A 16,602-nucleotide genomic window follows, 5' to 3' on the forward strand; every position below is an offset into this window, starting at 1 on the left:
GCATCGGGCGCCACCCGCCATGAGGCGGCACTGCGATACGGAAAGTTCGGCTATGACATTGAAGAAGACAGCAGCGATCGTCACCCTCATGTCGGGGTGCGCCCTGACCACGCTCCACGTCGGTCATGCCGACGCCATGACGCTGATGGACCTGTTCCGTCGCAACCGCGCGCCAGAGACCCTTCAGACCCTGCCTGAGGTTGCTCCGGCTCCCGCTCAGGAGCAGTCCGCACCGGCCAGGCGGAGCGCCTCGTCATCGCCGGCACCCCGTGTCGTCGGCCCCAAATATTACACCTACAAGGCTGAAGCCCCACGCCGCATCGAGACCGATCGCCTCGTCGATCCGGTCGTCACCGGCTCGCTCCGCCCCGATCTGGTATCGACCGGCAACACGACGCCGCTCAGCGATATCAGGCCTTACATGCCGTCCGTCACCGCTTATGCGGCTCCCGATGTCGCCAAGACGATCGAGGCCTATTACGCCGGGACGGATGCGCTGATCTGGATCGACGCCGCCGGCGTGAACGACCGCGCGCGTGCCGCCATGGCCGTACTGGCGGATGCCGCCAGCATCGGGCTCGATCCCCAGGATTACGCCGTCACGCTTCCCTCGGAAACGCCTGATGCGACCGATATGGCCGCCCGTGAAAAATCCCTTGTCTCCTTCGAGATCCGCCTGAGCGCGGCCGTAATGACCTATGTGCAGGATACGGTTCGCGGTCGTATCGATCCGAATGCGATCTCCGGCTACCACGATTTCAAGCGCAAGGACGTCAACCTCGCTGGCAAACTGCGCGTCATCGCCGCCAGCCACGATGTCGCTGCCTTCCTGGCGACGCAGACGCCGTCCAACCCTGAATTCACCGCCCTTCGCGACGAGCTGAAGCGGCTGGAGGCAACTGCCGACGGCCAGCCGCGCATCGAGATCCCGGAAGGTACGCTCCTGAAGCCGGGTATCGCCGATCCCGGCATGCCGGCTGTCGTCGCTGCCATCAAGGTAAAGGGGTCCGATGCGCTGAAAACGGACCATGCCGCGACACTCGCCGCCTATCAGGGCAGCGAGGACTATACGCCCGATCTCGTGGCGCTGGTCGAGGGATTCCAGAAGGAAAACGGCCTGAAGCCGGATGGCATCGTCGGACGCGCCTCGATCCGTATCCTGAGCGGCGGCGATAGCAATGCCGACAAGATCGCCAAGCTCCGCATCGCCATGGAGCAGGCTCGCTGGCTTCCCGCCGACCTCGGCAGCCGCTACGTCTTCATCAACCAGCCGGCCTTCACGGCGTCCTATCATGACGCGGGCGTTGAGCAGTTCAACATGCGCGTCGTCGTCGGTTCGAAGACGAACCAGACGTATTTCTTCGAAGACCAGATCCAGACCGTCGAGTTCAACCCCTATTGGGGCGTGCCGCAGTCGATCATCATCAACGAAATGCTGCCGAAGCTGCGCAGCGATCCGGGCTATCTCGATCGTCTGGGCTATCAGGTGGAAGTCGCCGGCCGCGCCGTGTCGTCCTACGACGTCGACTGGTACGGCTCCACCAAGGGTGTCTCCGTGCGCCAGCCGCCGTCTGATGACAACGCGCTTGGCGAACTGAAGATCCTGTTCCCCAACGCGCATGCGATCTACATGCACGACACGCCGTCCAAGAGCTTCTTCAAGAAGGACATGCGGGCGCTCAGCCATGGCTGCGTCCGGCTCGCCGATCCCCGCCGCATGGCCGCTGCCGTGCTCGGCACGACAGTGGACGATGTCGCCAAGCAGATCGCCGGCGGCCGCAACAAGGGCGTCTCGGTTCCCGGCCGCATCCCCGTTTACGTCGCCTACTTCACGGCGTGGCCGGACAAGGATGGGCGCATCGCCTATTTCGACGATGTCTACGATCGCGACATGTACATGAACCGCGCGTTCGACGCGACACGCCAGGTCCGCCGCATCGAAGGCTGAGCCTTCGCATCGCGCCAGCCCCTCTGCAAAGTCTTATCCGAGCCGGCCCGTTGAACGGGCCGGCTTTTTCGTGTGCGTGAGTCTTCATCCGAAGGCGGATACGAAAAAGCCGCGGGCTGTGAACCCGCGGCTTGTCTTTCAACGAAATGTTGAATGTCAGCGCTTGGAAACCGGGATGTAGTCGCGCTTCGGTTCGCCGACATAGAGCTGGCGCGGACGGCCGATGCGCTGTTCCGGATCCTCGATCATTTCGTTCCACTGCGCGATCCAGCCGACGGTGCGAGCCAGCGCGAACAACACGGTGAACATGGTCGTGGGGAAGCCGAGCGCCTTCAGCGTGATGCCCGAGTAGAAGTCGATGTTCGGGTAGAGCTTCTTCTCGATGAAGTAGGGATCGGTCAGCGCGATGCGCTCGAGTTCCATGGCGACCTGCAGCAGCGGATCGTCCTTGTGGCCGAGTTCGGCCAGCACTTCATGCGTGGTCTTCTGCATGATCTTGGCGCGCGGATCGTAGTTCTTGTAGACGCGGTGACCGAAGCCCATCAGACGGAACGGATCGTTCTTGTCCTTGGCCTTGGCGACATATTCCGGAATACGATCGACCGTGCCGATTTCCGCCAGCATGTTGAGAGCCGCTTCGTTGGCGCCGCCGTGAGCCGGGCCCCAGAGGCAGGCAATGCCGGCCGCGATACAGGCGAAGGGGTTTGCGCCCGACGAGCCGGCGAGACGAACCGTCGAGGTCGATGCGTTCTGCTCGTGGTCGGCATGGAGGATGAAGATTCGGTCCATGGCGCGTGCGAGCACCGGGTTGACCTTGTAGTCTTCACACGGAACCGCAAAGCACATGTGCAGGAAGTTCGATGCGTAATCGAGGTCGTTCTTCGGGTAAACGAAGGGCTGGCCGATATGGTACTTGTAGGCCATAGCGGCGAGCGTCGGCATCTTTGCGATCATGCGCAGGCTTGCAACCATACGCTGGTGCGGATCGGTGATATCCGTCGAGTCGTGATAGAAAGCCGAAAGCGCGCCGACACAGCCGCACATGACAGCCATCGGGTGGGCATCGCGGCGGAAGCCGGTGAAGAATCGCGACATCTGCTCGTGCACCATGGTGTGGTGCGTGACGCGGTGATCGAAGTCGATCTTCTGCGTCTTGGTCGGCAGTTCGCCGTAGAGAAGAAGGTAGCAGACCTCGAGGAAATCGCCCTGTTCGGCGAGCTGCTCGATGGGAAAGCCGCGGTGGAGAAGAATGCCTTCGTCACCGTCGATATAGGTAATCTTGGACTCGCAGGACGCGGTCGACGTGAAGCCCGGATCGTAGGTGAACTGGCCCGTCTGCTTGTAGAGCGTGCCGATATCGACGACCTCTGGGCCGATGGACCCGGACCGCACCGGCAGCTCGACCGATTTATCGTTGACCGTCACCGTTGCGCTTTTGCCTGCCATATAGCGATCCTCCATTTGCACCGAAACGGCACGAAAGCGTGCCGCAATTCATCGTTGTTGCCTCAGTGCTACCGCATTTGATACCCCCTGCCAAGCGCTCGGGGGCTTACGTTTTGCGATGCAGCATAAACATCTTGCGGCGCGATAGTTGCATGGATTGTCGGCAGTTCCAATCGCAGCTGCATAGGAAAGTCGCGGCTTTCCGCGCTTGATCGGCGACATGATGAAGAATTAGGCAGTAACTCGAAATTGTAAATCGGTCTGTTTTCTGCAACATTTTCCGACGGTGGTGAGAGGGGGCATGCATGTGATGCGTAAGGTGCCCGAAACGATGACGGACGTCCGCCCGCCTTGGGCCGATCGCGCTCTTCATGAGCCGCGTTCTGAGGAACGCCCGCTGGTCGTCTCGTCCCCGGCCAACCGGAGTTTCCCGCGATTTCCGCAGCTTTCGATGCGCGCACAAGGTCGCCGGATCGCCGCCCTGCGGCTGCGCCCTTCCACCTGGCCGGATCGTTGCCGCGCGGCTTGGGAAGAGGAGGCGGCTTTCGGGCATCCGTTTCTCTTCCTGCCGCTGCTGATTGCCTTGGGGGCTCTTCTCTGGTTTTCCGCACGCGATCCACCCGGTCTCGTCAATGTTGCAGTGCTGGCATGTGTTTTTTGCATGGCGAGTGGCGTGCTCCTGTCGCGGCCCGGATGGGTGCGTCTGGTCGTGCTCATGGCAACGGGCCTGCTGCTGGGCGCGACATCGGCGGCCTTCGAGACCGCCCGGACGGCCACCGTCATGCTGGACTCGCCGGTAACGACGACGATGACAGGGCGAATCCTGAGCCGGGAGATCGCCGGAAGAAATGCCTATCGATACATCGTCGCCCTTCAGCGCACCGAGGCGCCGACGCTGCGGCGGCCGCCGACGACCCTGACGCTCGTCGTTCGCAACGGTGGCGCGGCGAAGGTCGGCGATGTCATCAAGGGCAGGGCGCGTCTTTCGCCTCCCTCCGGTCCCGCACTCGCTGGCCTCAACGATTTCGGCTTCGACAGCTTCTTCAAAGGCATTGGTGCCGTGGGCTATGCCTATGGAAAACCGCAGGTCGTTGCTGATGCCGGCGGCCGAGAGACGGGCAATGTGTCCTTGATCGATAGGGGCTGGGCCGGCCTGGCTGTTTGGCGCGAAGCGATCGGTATCCGGATCCGTACGACGATCCCCGGGGATGCGGGCGCCATTGCGGCGGCTCTGGTCACGGCGGAGGAGCGAGCGATCAGCCGCGACAGCATTACCGCCTTGCGAAATTCCGGTCTCGGCCATGTGCTGGCGATCTCGGGGCTCAATATGGTGCTGGCCGCGGGCACGCTGCTGGTCGGCTTGCGAACGGGTCTCAGCCTTGTGCCCGGCCTCGCGCACCGCGCACCGATCAAGAAAATCGCAGCGGCCGGGGCTCTGCTGATGGTGTGCTTCTACATCCTGATTTCCGGAGGTGCCGTTTCCGCGGTCCGGTCGTGGATCATGATCGTCATCATGCTCGTCGCCGTCTTCTTCGATCGCCCTTCGATCAGCCTCCGCAATGTCGCCATCGCAGCGCTCGTGATCCTCTCGGTGGACCCGTCCGCCGTGTCCGGTCCCGGGTTCCAGATGTCCTTTGCCGCAACGCTGGCGCTCGTCGCCGGCTATGCGCGCTGGCGGGAGCGCGAGGTGCCCACCGGCCGGCGCGAGGGAAACGAAATGCTTGCCGGCATTCGCGGTTTCCTCGCGGGCCTGTTTCTCAGCTCGCTGATCGGTGGTGTCTCGACGATGATCTATTCCGCAGCCCACTTCAACCAGCTGCCGGCCTATGGCCTGCTTGGCAATATGCTGGCCATGCCTGTCATCGGCATCGTGGTGATGCCGGCCGGGCTTATCGCGATGCTGCTGATGCCGCTCGGGCTCGATACCCTGCCGCTGATCGTGATGGGATACGGGCTGGAGGTTATGCTGGCGGTCGCCCGCTTCGTCTCGTCGCTGGGTGGCCAGATCATGACCGGGCGCCTGCCGCACGCGGCCTTCGCGCTGATCGCCATCGGAGGTGTTGTTCTCTGCCTATTGCGAACGCGACTCGCGCTCGCTGGTCTCGGGCTCGCCATCCTTGGCCTCTGTATTGCCATCGCTGCTCCGTCCGAACGTCCGGCTGTGGTGATCGCCGAGGACGGACGGCTTGCCGCGATCATCGACGGTACGGCCGGCGCCAGCAATCGAACCCGGCCACCCGCCTTCATTTATGGCCAGTGGACGCGGGCGCTCCGTCTGGACAGACACGATGCACCGACTGCCCGGATCGATCTCGCTCTGCCCGAGCCGCCATCGCCGACCACCGACAGGCGGAACCGGCCTGCCTTCGAACCCTCCGCAGCCCGCGCTGTTCTCAGCCGGCTGATTGGCGAAGGCGAAAAGGGCCGTTTCACCTGCGTCCCCGAACAATGGTGTGCCACGACGTCGCGTCAGGGTTGGGTCGTCGTGACGGTGGAGGATCGAAGGCTCGTGGGTGCGGCCTGCGATCTCGCCGATCTCGTCGTGACATCCGCGAGCCTTGCCTTTCCCACCTGCCGGTCCGGAGCATTCCTCGCCGGCGCCCGCATGCTCCGGAAAACGGGCGCGCTCGAAATCTACGCTGACTCAAGCGCGCCGGACGGCAGACGGATCGTCCCGGCGATGGATGGGCTCAGCCGTCCGTGGCAGCGCCACCGCGCCTATGACTGGCGGCTCGATTCGTTTCTAGACGATGCGCCCGCCAGCGGCGAAGCCCTCGAGTCTGCCGTCGGTGAATAATCATGATCAAAACACTCTACAAATCTTGCCTTCCACACCGTCTCTGTCATATGAGAGCGCGAACGACGTCACAGAGGTGACGAAACCGGCTGCGGCCGGCGCCCGAGATCATCCTCCGCCACTTGGCACGGATGGATCGCTTGAGATGGACGGATCATGTCGAACCGCAAGTTTTCCACGCCCTTTTTCGCCGCCGCCCTGATGGGGGCCCTCGCGATGTCCTTGCCGGGCTACGCCCAGACGGCTGCCCCTCCGGCACCCGCCACGGAGCCGGCGCCTTCGGCCCAGCTGACGCCCACCGATCCCGCCGCATCGGTACCAGCGCCACAGACGACGACACCGGCGGCATCCGAAACGGCTCCGGCCACGCCTGCGCCCGACGAGCCCCCGACGGAACTTCAGGAGCTCACCGCTGAAGACGGCGCCAACCCGGCGCTGCCGCATGATCTGTCGCCGGTCGGCATGTTCCTGGCGGCTGACTATGTGGTGAAGGGCGTGATGATCGCGCTGGCGCTCGCCTCGGTCGCCACTTGGTCGATTCTCGTCTTCAAGGTCTTCGAACTCTCGGCAGCCAAGGCGCGCCTGCGCCGTGCGCTCGCCCATCTCACCGATGCGACAGGCCTGCGTGACGCGTCCGAAAACGGTGCAGTTCGCAGCGGACCGGCAGTGGCGATGCTGACGGCGGCAGGTCAGGAACTGACCAAATCCGAGCCAGTCCTTGATCTCGTGCCGGGTGAAGGCGTCAAGGAGCGCGTCGCCTCGCGCCTTCAGCGCATCGAAGCCGGTGCGGGCAAGAAGATCGCGTCCGGCACGGGCGTGCTTGCCACCGTCGGCTCCATCTCGCCCTTCGTCGGCCTGTTCGGCACCGTCTGGGGCATCATGAATTCCTTCATCGGCATCAGCCAGGCCCAGACCACGAACCTTGCCATCGTCGCACCCGGCATCGCCGAGGCGCTTCTGGCGACGGCGATCGGTCTTGTCGCGGCGATCCCGGCTGTGGTCATCTACAATTACTTCGCTCGCTCCATCGCCGGCTACCGCCTGATTCTCGCGGACACGGCCGCAGCCGTCGATCGTCTCGTCAGCCGCGACCTCGATTTCCGCCTGGCCCGCCGCACCGCGCCACGGCTGGCCGACACCATCAAGCAGGGCGAAACGCCCGTCGCACGGGCGAGGTAGACCATGGCAACGCGACTTGGCGACAGCGGTGGCGGCGATCTCGAGGAAAATGCAGAGATCAACGTCACACCCTTCATCGATGTCATGCTGGTGCTTCTGATCATCTTCATGGTCGCCGCGCCGCTGGCCACCGTCGATATGAAGGTGGATCTTCCGCAATCGGCGGCAAAGCCGACCCCGCGCAGTGACGACAAGCCTGTGTTCATCACCCTGAAGTCCGACCTGACGCTTGCGCTCGGCAACGAGACGACGGACGAAACGCGTTTTGCTGCGGATCTCGATGGTATGACCGAAGGCAACAAACAGACGCGCATCCTCCTGCGGGCTGACAAGACGGTCGATTACGGCGCGTTGATGGACCTGATGAACAGAATCCAGCAGGCAGGTTACAGCAAGATCGCACTGGTCGGCCTCGAGGGTGCACCGGCCGCACGATGAGTGCTTCAGGCGCACGGGACGAAGAGCGATTTTCCGATCCCTGCATTCGCCGCTTGAAACGCACGAAGCGGCGATTTATGAGCTTTGCAAGGCAGCCCGCCAATGCGGCGGACGCAGGCCGTCCGGACAATGGTCCATAAGGGCGGCGTTCAAAGCGGATCGAAGAGGCACGCGCGATGGATTTCGAAGCAGCACGTATCAAGATGGTCGACAACCAGGTTCGCACCACGGATGTCACCTCTCATACGGTCCTTTCCGCTTTCCTCGCGGTTCCCCGCGAAGCGTTCGTTCCGGAAAACCGCAAGCAACTCGCCTATATCGACACGGATATCGCTGTGTCCCAGGCCGATGGCGGCCGCTATGTCATGGAGCCGTCGCCGTTGGCGAAGCTGCTGCAGCTTGGCGAGATCACCGTGACTGACGCCATTCTCGAGATCGGCTGCACGACTGGATACACCTCGGCCCTCCTGTCTCTGCTGGGCAAGGATGTGATCGCGCTGGAAAGCGACGCCGATCTGGCCGCCCAGGCGAAAGCCAACCTGTCCAGCCTCGGCTACGCGAACGTCAATGTCGTGACGGGTCCCCTTGAAGCCGGTTACCCCAGCAAAGCGCCGTATGATGTCATCTTCGTCAATGGCGCGATCGAAACGGTTCCCGCAGCTCTGACATCCCAGCTGAGGGATGGTGGTCGCCTGATCGCCGTCGTCGGCTTCGGCAATGCTTCGCGGGCCAAGGTTTTCATGCGCGAGGGTGGCAAGGCATCCGAGCGCAAAGCTTTCAACACGGCCGTCAAGCCGCTGCCGGGCTTCCGCATCGCCAAGGAATTCGTGTTCTGATCGTCTGATCGCCAATCTTCGATGGATACGAGAAGCCGGGCCGCCGAGAAAGCGTCCCGGCTTTTTCATGCCCGCGAACCGCCGCGGCTCGCCCGAACGTGCTATGGTCAGCCCGGCGCCATGCTGGCCAATTAGGTCTAGCTTGAATACCGGTCCGGCTTTAGAGCGACCTGATGCGCGACAGCAACGCTACGCCACTGTAAGGTTACGCAGAGCCGTTTCCGTCTTGCGCACATTGCTGCAGGGCTGGCATCGAATAGTCCTGCGGTCGTAGCTGTCCCACCGTCGGTATGGCTGTTGCCGCGGAAACACTGACGTCGATGTGCGGGTGCCGAATTGCTGGGTCCTGTCATACTGGAGGCATCGCATGAAAATGCTGCACACCGCTGCTATACTCGGGCTGGCTCTCGTTTCCCCTGCCTCTGCCGAGACGATCGCGGAAGCCATGGCGAAGGCCTATGCCAACAACCCGGACCTGAACGCGGCGCGCGCCGGTCTTCGGGCTGTGGACGAATCTGTCACGATCGCGAAGTCCGGTTACCGGCCCCAGGTTTCGGCGGTGGCGAGCGGCACGCAGACGCGCTTCGATAGCGAGTTGCAGAGGCGGCCGCGCGATTTCCACCAAGGTTCCGCCGGACTGACGATCACCCAGCAGATCTTCGACGGTTTCCAGACCCTGAACGAGGTCCGCGCCTCCGAATCCACCGTCCTTTCCAATCGGGAAAGCCTGAAGGCCAACGAGATCTCCATCTTGCTCTCGGCTGCGGAAGCCTATGCCAATATCGTCCGCGACCAGCAGGTCGTCGGCATTCGCCGCCAGAACCTTGCCTTCCTCAAGGAGCAGCTGAAGGCCGCAAATGCCCGGCTGACGGTGGGCGAGGGCACGCGTACGGATGTCAGCCAAGCCGAGGCGGAGCTTGCAAGTGCCAAGGCGCTGCTTGCCACGGCGGTATCGCAGCTGAAGCAGAGTGAGGCGGTCTATGTCCAGATCGTCGGTGGCGCGCCTCGCGATATCAAGGCAGCGTCACCCGCCAAGATCGGCATGCCGCGCACGCTCGACCAGGCCGTCGCCGCAGGCCTTCGGGACAATCCGCAGATCATTGCCGCGGAATATGCCGTCGATGCCGCCGGCTACCGGGTGAAGCAGGCGGAGGGCACCATGCTGCCCGGCGTGACGATCCAGGGCTCGGTCAGCCGCAACACCGGCGATTCTGTCAACAATGGCGGGATCGACAGCACCTCGGGGTCGATCACCGCGCGCCTTCAGGTGCCCATCTACCAGGGTGGTGCCGAATACGGCCAGGTGCGGCAGGCCAAGGAGCGGGCAGGCCAGCAACGTATCGTCGTCGACAGTGTCCGGCTCGACGTTGAGAAGACGGTCGTCAGCGCCCACGCCCAACTGGATGCCGCCCGCGCTTCCATTACCGCCAATAAGGAGCAGATCCGGGCTGCGAACCAGGCGCTGGCTGGTGTCATCGAGGAGCGCAAGGTGGGGCAACGCACGACGCTCGACGTGCTCGACGCCCAGCAATCGGTGCTGATCGCGCGCGAAAGCCTCGCGGCATCACAGCGCAACGCCGTCGTCGCCAGCTATTCTCTGCTCGCCAGCATGGGCGCGCTCACCGTACGAGGTCAGAACCTGAACGTTGCGGAATATCGTCCGGAAGAACACTACGAGGCGGTGAAGAACAAATGGTTCGGCTTGAGCCCTGTTGAGGGGCGTTGACCGCCGAAGTCTCGTTTGCCTGCAAGGACCGGATGACGGGAGAAACAAATCTGTGCATCATCGCGGGAGGATGATTCGCGGCATTCCGCCTAACGGACAAGTCGCTTAAGGGTCATCAGGCTCTGCGCGAAGCGGCGGCGCGCGTTGAATGAAACGAGGATCTGCAATGGCACAATCGAACCTGGCGCGCGAACCGTCGATGGACGAAATTCTCGCTTCGATCCGCAAGATCATCGAGAGCAACGAGGCGACGGGCCCTGGTCTTCCCGCCAATGATCACGGTCCGATGTCGGACAGCTATTACGCCAGCGACCGAGCCTACCTCGACGAGGAGCAGGCCGAAGACATCCAGCTGACGATCGACGACACCGTCTTCCCCGAGTTCGATGCATCCGAGGCCGATACCGGTCATCGTCAGGTGCCGTCCCCGTCCTACGCCATGGAAGAGCCACCCCGCACAGTGCCCTCCGCCCCGCTGTCGCTGGCAGATGTTGCCGCCCGCGTTCGGGCTGCGTCCGAACGCCAGACGATGCCGCGCGAAGCCGTTGCCACACCCCGCGATCAGCAGGCGAGGGCACCCCAGACCACCGCACCGCGCCAGGACATGCAGCAACCTCTGCCTCAGGCAAACGTCGCAGCGGCTTCCGAGCCGGAACCGACTCGTGTGGCAGCCTACCGCGAACCGGTTGTCGTGGAGACACAGAGCGAGCATGATCTTGCTCATCAGGCCGAGGTGGAGGCATCCATTCGCGCCATGGCGCGCGACGTTGTCACGCCGCACCTCGTGACAAACGAGGTTGCCGCCCCCGAGACCGCCAATGCTGGAACGACCGTGACGACACAGCCGGAAACGCCAGCTGCAGCGCCGATTGCGTCGTCCGACGCATCGTCGCAGTCCCGGGAAAAAGACGTCACCGCCATCCTTTCGGATGCGGTCAGCGAGCAGGTGTCCCGCTCGTTCGGCGAACTGGCGCTGGCAATCGACAGCAGCCCGCGCCGTTCCTTCGATGAGATCGCGGAAGAAATGCTCCGCCCGATGCTTCATGAATGGCTCGACGACAATCTTCCGACGCTGGTGGAGCGCCTCGTGCGCGAAGAAATCGAACGCGTTGCGCGCGGCCCGCGCCGCTAACCCCCTTCGATAGCAGCGTCCGGCAGGAGCGCATTCTTGCGCGTTCGGCACGCCGACGCCTGATCATCAACCGCAGGGCGTTCAGGCACTGCGGGCAGTCTTCTGTTCGTCTCCTGATACCCGCAGGCATAGCATTCTCGGTCAACACCTCCCATATTCGCGGGGCGGAATGTTGCGTGCTTGCGCGGTTCCGGTTTACAAGCCTCCCACATCCACCAGCACGTTTGGCTCCGAAATGCTTGACAAAACCTATGATTCCGCTGCGGTCGAACCGCGTATCGCCAAGCTTTGGGACGATGCCGACGTCTTTCGCGCTGGTGCGGGCGCCAAGCCCGGCGCCGAGCCCTTCTGCATCGTCATTCCCCCGCCGAACGTGACCGGCTCTCTGCACATGGGCCATGCGCTCAACAACACGTTGCAGGACATCATGATCCGCTTCGAGCGGATGCGCGGCAAGGACGTGCTGTGGCAGCCGGGCATGGACCATGCCGGCATCGCGACGCAGATGGTCGTGGAGCGCCAGCTGATGGAACGCCAGCTTCCCGGCCGGCGCGATATGGGCCGCGATGCCTTCATCGACCGGATCTGGGATTGGAAGGACGAATCGGGCGGTCTGATCTTTAACCAGCTGAAGCGCCTCGGCGCCTCCTGCGACTGGTCGCGCGAGCGCTTTACCATGGACGAGGGGCTCTCGAAGGCTGTCCTCGAGGTCTTCGTCACGCTCTACAAGCAGGGCCTGATCTATAAGGACAACCGGCTCGTCAACTGGGATCCGAAGCTCCTGACTGCGATTTCGGATCTCGAGGTCGAGCAGATCGAGGTTGCCGGCAATCTCTGGCATCTGCGTTATCCGCTGGAGCCCGGCGTTACCTACCAGCACCCCGTTGCTTTCAACGAAGAGGGCGAACCCACCGCGTTCGAGACGCGCGACTATCTGGTCGTTGCGACGACGCGGCCAGAGACCATGCTTGGCGACACCGGCATCGCGGTCAATCCGGAAGACGAGCGCTATCGCGCGATCGTCGGCAAGCACGTCGTGCTGCCGCTGGTTGGCCGCCGCATTCCGATCGTTGCCGACGATTACGCCGATCCGACCGCCGGCACCGGCGCCGTCAAGATGACGCCGGCCCACGATTTCAACGACTTCGAGGTCGCGCGCCGTCATGATCTGCGCAAGATCAACATTCTGACGATCGATGGCCATGTCACGCTGAAGGACAACGAGGACTTCCTCGAAGGCCTGCCGGCGACCGGCGAACTCGATGCGCTGATCGAAATTCTCGAAAACGTCGAGCGTTTCGCGGCCCGCAAGATCATCGTTTCTTTGTTCGAAGAACGCGGCCTGCTCGACAAGATCGAGCCGCACAAGCACATGGTTCCCCATGGCGACCGCGGTGGCGTGCCGATCGAGCCGCGCCTGACGGAGCAATGGTACGTCGATGCGGCGACACTCGCCAAGCCTGCCATCGCGTCCGTTCGCGAGGGCCGGACCAACTTCGTCCCGAAGAACTGGGAAAAAACCTATTACGAGTGGATGGAAAACATCCAGCCGTGGTGCGTTTCCCGTCAGCTCTGGTGGGGACACCAGATTCCGGCATGGTACGGACCGGATGGCCAGGTCTTCGTCGAGAAGTCCGAGGAAGAGGCGCTGCACGCCGCCATCCAGCATTACCTGTCACATGAAGGCCCGATGAAGGCTTTCGTTCAGGATCGGATCGAGAATTTTGCCGTCGGCGAGATCCTGACGCGGGATGAAGACGTTCTTGACACGTGGTTTTCCTCCGCGCTCTGGCCGTTCTCCACGCTCGGCTGGCCCGATCAGACCAAGGAACTGGCGAAGTACTACCAGACGGACGTTCTGGTCACGGGTTTCGACATCATCTTCTTCTGGGTTGCCCGGATGATGATGATGGGCCTTCACTTCATGAAGGACGAGAGCGGCAACCCGGTCGAGCCGTTCCACACTGTCTATGTTCACGCTCTCGTTCGCGACAAGAACGGGCAGAAGATGTCGAAGTCGAAGGGCAACGTCATCGATCCGCTCGACCTGATCGATGAGTACGGGGCCGACGCTCTGCGCTTCACGCTGGCCATCATGGCGGCGCAGGGGCGCGACGTGAAGCTCGATCCCGCGCGTATCGCCGGTTACCGCAATTTCGGCACCAAGCTCTGGAATGCGACGCGCTTTGCCGAGATGAATGGTGTGAAGGCCGATCCGTCCTTCCTGCCGGAGGCCTGCGTCCTCCCGGTCAACCAGTGGATCCTGACCGAACTGTCGCGCACGGTTCGCGATGTCACGGCCTCCATCGAAACCTACCGCTTCAATGAGGCCGCCGGTAGCCTGTATCGTTTCGTCTGGAACCAGGTCTGCGACTGGTATCTGGAACTGCTGAAGCCGGTCTTTGCCGGTGAGGACGAAGCCGCGAAGGCCGAGTCCCAGGCCTGCGTCGCCTATGTTCTCGAAGCGGCCTACAAGCTTCTGCATCCGTTCATGCCCTTCATGACGGAGGAGCTGTGGACGGCGACCGCAGACGAGGGCGCCCAGCGGGACGGCCTGCTGTGCCACGCGGCGTGGCCCGCTGCCGGCTTTGCCAATGAGCACGCAGCGGCGGAGATCAACTGGCTCATCGATCTCGTCTCTGGCATCCGCTCGGTTCGCTCGGAAATGAACGTGCCCCCGTCGGCGATTGCGCCGCTGGTGGTGGTCGATGCCGGCATTCCCACACGCGAGCGGCTGGAACGTCACGCCGCCGCCATCCGCCGGCTCGCTCGCGTCGATGCGATCGACATCGCGACGATGGCGCCCAAGGGCAGCGCGCAGATCGTGGTCGGCGAGGCGACGTTCTGCCTGCCGCTCGGTGCTTTGATTGATCTGGTCGCCGAAAAGGCACGCCTCGGCAAGGCGATCGACAAGATCGAAATCGAACGTCAGCGTATCCTCGGCAAGCTGTCGAACGAGAAGTTCGTGGCCAACGCCAAGCCGGAGGTCGTGGAGGCCGAGCGTGAGCGACTGGTCGAACTCGACGGCCAGAAGACCGCGCTCGATGTCGCCCTAGGACGCATCGCGGACGCGAGCTGAGGTTCGCGACCGGGCTATCGCATGTAGGATGATGTGAGCATCGAAGGGGCCGCGACATCGTCGCGGCCCCTTCTCATGTCCGAGTTCGTGGATCCAGCGACTCAGCGATGCGAGGACGTCGCTGAGAAAGAGATAGTGTCACACGAGGAAAGTTCCGTCCGGGGCACGACCGGGAGCGAAACATGTCTGAAAAAGGGCAGGTTGTGGCATGTGGGTGACAGTGCAGGGAGCAGAGCAAATTCATACCCTCTCGATCGGAAAACCCCAGTTCACTAGAAAAAAATTTCCAAATCACCCAAAATTCGGCATGCAGACGAAATTCTTACGTCAATTTCTGCATGCAACCAGATGTGACCATCAATTTATGGGAATTGCATTCGGTTTGTATTCGCATATCCTCATGTTCAATAAGGCGGCATCCGAGGGCGTGTCGTCACGTTGAGTGGGAGGTTACATGAATTTCAAACATACACGGTCCGTCGTCGCCATGGCAGTTCTCGCCGCGATGACAGCAACATCGGCTCACGCAGGTGGTCTGGAGCGCGGCGGCTACAACATCGACCTTCTGTTCGATCCCTCTGCCTATGCTCTTGAGGCCACGACGACATACGTGAACCCGCAGCGCGACCTGAAGAACGGCCGCGACACCAATCCGGCGAACGGCCTTGGCGCCGATGGTCGCGGCGGTGGTTCGACATCGACGCGTGACACGGAAAGCTACTGGGTACCGCGTGTCGGCATCAAGGCAGCTCTCGGCGATAGCGGCATCGACTGCATGGCCGACTATTCGCAGCCGTTCGGTGCCTACACCAATCCGGGCCGCAACTGGATCGGTGCCAACGACAATACCAAGACCAAGATCGAAACCGACAACTACGCGGTGACCTGTTCCTATAAGTGGGCCATGGGTCCGGGTAAGATCCGGGTCATCGGTGGCGGCTTCTACCAGGAGGTCAACGGCTTCAAGGAGCGTCTGGTCGCGCCGAACTTCTACGGTACAGGCAACGGCATCGGTCGCTTGGATCTTGAGGCCAACGGATGGGGCGGTCGCGTTGGTCTTGCGTATGAAATTCCGGAATATGCCTTCCTGACGAGCCTTGTTTACAACAGCGAAGTCAAGTTCGACGATATCGAAGGCACGATCGACCTTAGCGAAGTGCGCGTACCCGGTCCGCTGGGACCGACCCGCCCGATCCAGTTCGGTAAGTATGACATAAGCGGTGAGGCATCCGTACCGCAGTCGCTGGAGTACAAGATCCAGAGCGGTATCGCACCCGACTGGCTGGCCTTCGGATCGATCAAGTGGACCGACTGGAGCGTGTTGCAGTCGGTCGCCTTCTGCCCGGCGACAGCAAGTCCTCTGACACCCTGCACCAGCCTCGACCTGCTCTACCGCGACGGCCTGACCGTCACGGCAGGTGTCGGTCACAAGTTCAACGATCAGTGGAGCGGCGCCGTCAGCCTGACCTGGGATCGCGGTACTAGCACGGTCATCAATGCGCAGAGCGACACCTGGACGCTCGGCACGGGCGTTGCCTACAAGCCGGTCGAAAACGTCGAGTTCCGTCTGGCTGGTGCAGTGGGCATCCTGACCAGCGGTTCGTCCCGCTCGACCACCATCAATGGCGTGCCGTTCGGCAGCAACGTCAGCTATGATTACGGCAACGACGTCGTCACCGCCGTCTCGACGTCGCTGAAAGTTCGCTTCTGATCCATCGCGACCAGATGCAAAGTCAAAGAGCGCCCGGTTCAAAGCCGGGCGCTTTTGCGTTTGGAGACGCAGGTGCGTGAGGCGAGCCCGTATTCGGGTAGAGCGGTGGATACGGCGGGTCGACCTCTACGATGCGCTGTGGGTGACGATGACGCAGCGCCGCCGACCGCGTACCGTGTCGATCGTCAGGGCTCGCAGTTCGCGACATCCATAGACGGTCAACTGCCGTCTCGCAGTCAGGCGCGATCTGCAGGTGGTGGCTGAACCTGAAAGAGAAGAGTGCGACGGGAAATCGCCTCCTGACACACGC

Annotated in this window: 10 protein-coding genes; 9 read left to right on the plus strand and 1 reads right to left on the minus strand. The window is 62.6% G+C overall.

Annotated features, from left to right (window positions below; genetic code table 11):
• Positions 1-52 precede the first annotated feature (52 nt).
• Positions 53-1,948, plus strand: a complete 1,896-nt coding sequence (locus tag G8E10_RS06275) for a L,D-transpeptidase family protein (protein WP_167127848.1) — start codon at positions 53-55, stop codon at positions 1,946-1,948.
• A 156-nt stretch (positions 1,949-2,104) separates the two neighbouring features.
• On the opposite strand, the gene gltA is transcribed toward G8E10_RS06275, so the two are convergent.
• A complete protein-coding gene (gene gltA / locus G8E10_RS06280; RefSeq protein WP_167127851.1) occupies positions 2,105-3,394 on the minus strand; it encodes a citrate synthase in 1,290 nt (429 codons plus the stop codon).
• Positions 3,395-3,725: 331 nt separating this feature from the next.
• On the opposite strand from gltA, the gene G8E10_RS06285 reads away from it, so the two are divergent.
• From G8E10_RS06285 to G8E10_RS06320, 8 genes are all read left to right on the plus strand, one after another.
• The gene (locus tag G8E10_RS06285; RefSeq protein WP_281517423.1) at positions 3,726-6,191 is read left to right on the plus strand and encodes a ComEC/Rec2 family competence protein; all 2,466 of its coding nucleotides are present in this window, start codon (positions 3,726-3,728) and stop codon (positions 6,189-6,191) included.
• 156 nt (positions 6,192-6,347) lie between these two features.
• The gene (exbB, locus tag G8E10_RS06290; protein ID WP_281517424.1) at positions 6,348-7,370 is read left to right on the plus strand and encodes a tonB-system energizer ExbB; all 1,023 of its coding nucleotides are present in this window, start codon (positions 6,348-6,350) and stop codon (positions 7,368-7,370) included.
• A 3-nt stretch (positions 7,371-7,373) separates the two neighbouring features.
• Positions 7,374-7,808 carry a TonB system transport protein ExbD gene (exbD, locus tag G8E10_RS06295; protein ID WP_110729698.1) on the plus strand — a complete coding sequence of 145 codons (435 nt, stop codon included), beginning with the start codon at positions 7,374-7,376 and terminating at the stop codon, positions 7,806-7,808.
• Positions 7,809-7,984: 176 nt separating this feature from the next.
• Positions 7,985-8,644 (plus strand): protein-L-isoaspartate O-methyltransferase family protein, encoded by a 660-nt coding sequence (locus tag G8E10_RS06300; RefSeq protein WP_167127854.1) that lies wholly within the window; start codon positions 7,985-7,987, stop codon positions 8,642-8,644.
• A gap of 367 nt (positions 8,645-9,011) precedes the next feature.
• On the plus strand, positions 9,012-10,370 hold the full coding sequence (locus G8E10_RS06305) for a TolC family outer membrane protein (RefSeq protein ID WP_132710805.1): 1,359 nt from the start codon (positions 9,012-9,014) through the stop codon (positions 10,368-10,370).
• A 166-nt stretch (positions 10,371-10,536) separates the two neighbouring features.
• Positions 10,537-11,502 (plus strand): PopZ family protein, encoded by a 966-nt coding sequence (locus G8E10_RS06310; protein WP_167127857.1) that lies wholly within the window; start codon positions 10,537-10,539, stop codon positions 11,500-11,502.
• A gap of 235 nt (positions 11,503-11,737) precedes the next feature.
• On the plus strand, positions 11,738-14,581 hold the full coding sequence (locus G8E10_RS06315; RefSeq protein ID WP_167127860.1) for a valine--tRNA ligase: 2,844 nt from the start codon (positions 11,738-11,740) through the stop codon (positions 14,579-14,581).
• A gap of 454 nt (positions 14,582-15,035) precedes the next feature.
• Positions 15,036-16,292 (plus strand): OmpP1/FadL family transporter, encoded by a 1,257-nt coding sequence (locus G8E10_RS06320; RefSeq protein ID WP_110798838.1) that lies wholly within the window; start codon positions 15,036-15,038, stop codon positions 16,290-16,292.
• Positions 16,293-16,602: the final 310 nt, after the last annotated feature.

The organism is Ferranicluibacter rubi (assembly GCF_011603255.1).
Classification (GTDB): Bacteria; Pseudomonadota; Alphaproteobacteria; order Rhizobiales; family Rhizobiaceae; genus Ferranicluibacter; species Ferranicluibacter rubi.

Coding starts and splice junctions, on each gene's coding strand:
- G8E10_RS06275 (WP_167127848.1), top strand. CDS start 53: ATGACATTGAAGAAGACAGCAGCGATCGTCACCCTCATGTCGGGGTGC.
- gltA (WP_167127851.1), bottom strand. CDS start 3,394: ATGGCAGGCAAAAGCGCAACGGTGACGGTCAACGATAAATCGGTCGAG.
- G8E10_RS06285 (WP_281517423.1), top strand. CDS start 3,726: ATGACGGACGTCCGCCCGCCTTGGGCCGATCGCGCTCTTCATGAGCCG.
- exbB (WP_281517424.1), top strand. CDS start 6,348: ATGTCGAACCGCAAGTTTTCCACGCCCTTTTTCGCCGCCGCCCTGATG.
- exbD (WP_110729698.1), top strand. CDS start 7,374: ATGGCAACGCGACTTGGCGACAGCGGTGGCGGCGATCTCGAGGAAAAT.
- G8E10_RS06300 (WP_167127854.1), top strand. CDS start 7,985: ATGGATTTCGAAGCAGCACGTATCAAGATGGTCGACAACCAGGTTCGC.
- G8E10_RS06305 (WP_132710805.1), top strand. CDS start 9,012: ATGAAAATGCTGCACACCGCTGCTATACTCGGGCTGGCTCTCGTTTCC.
- G8E10_RS06310 (WP_167127857.1), top strand. CDS start 10,537: ATGGCACAATCGAACCTGGCGCGCGAACCGTCGATGGACGAAATTCTC.
- G8E10_RS06315 (WP_167127860.1), top strand. CDS start 11,738: ATGCTTGACAAAACCTATGATTCCGCTGCGGTCGAACCGCGTATCGCC.
- G8E10_RS06320 (WP_110798838.1), top strand. CDS start 15,036: ATGAATTTCAAACATACACGGTCCGTCGTCGCCATGGCAGTTCTCGCC.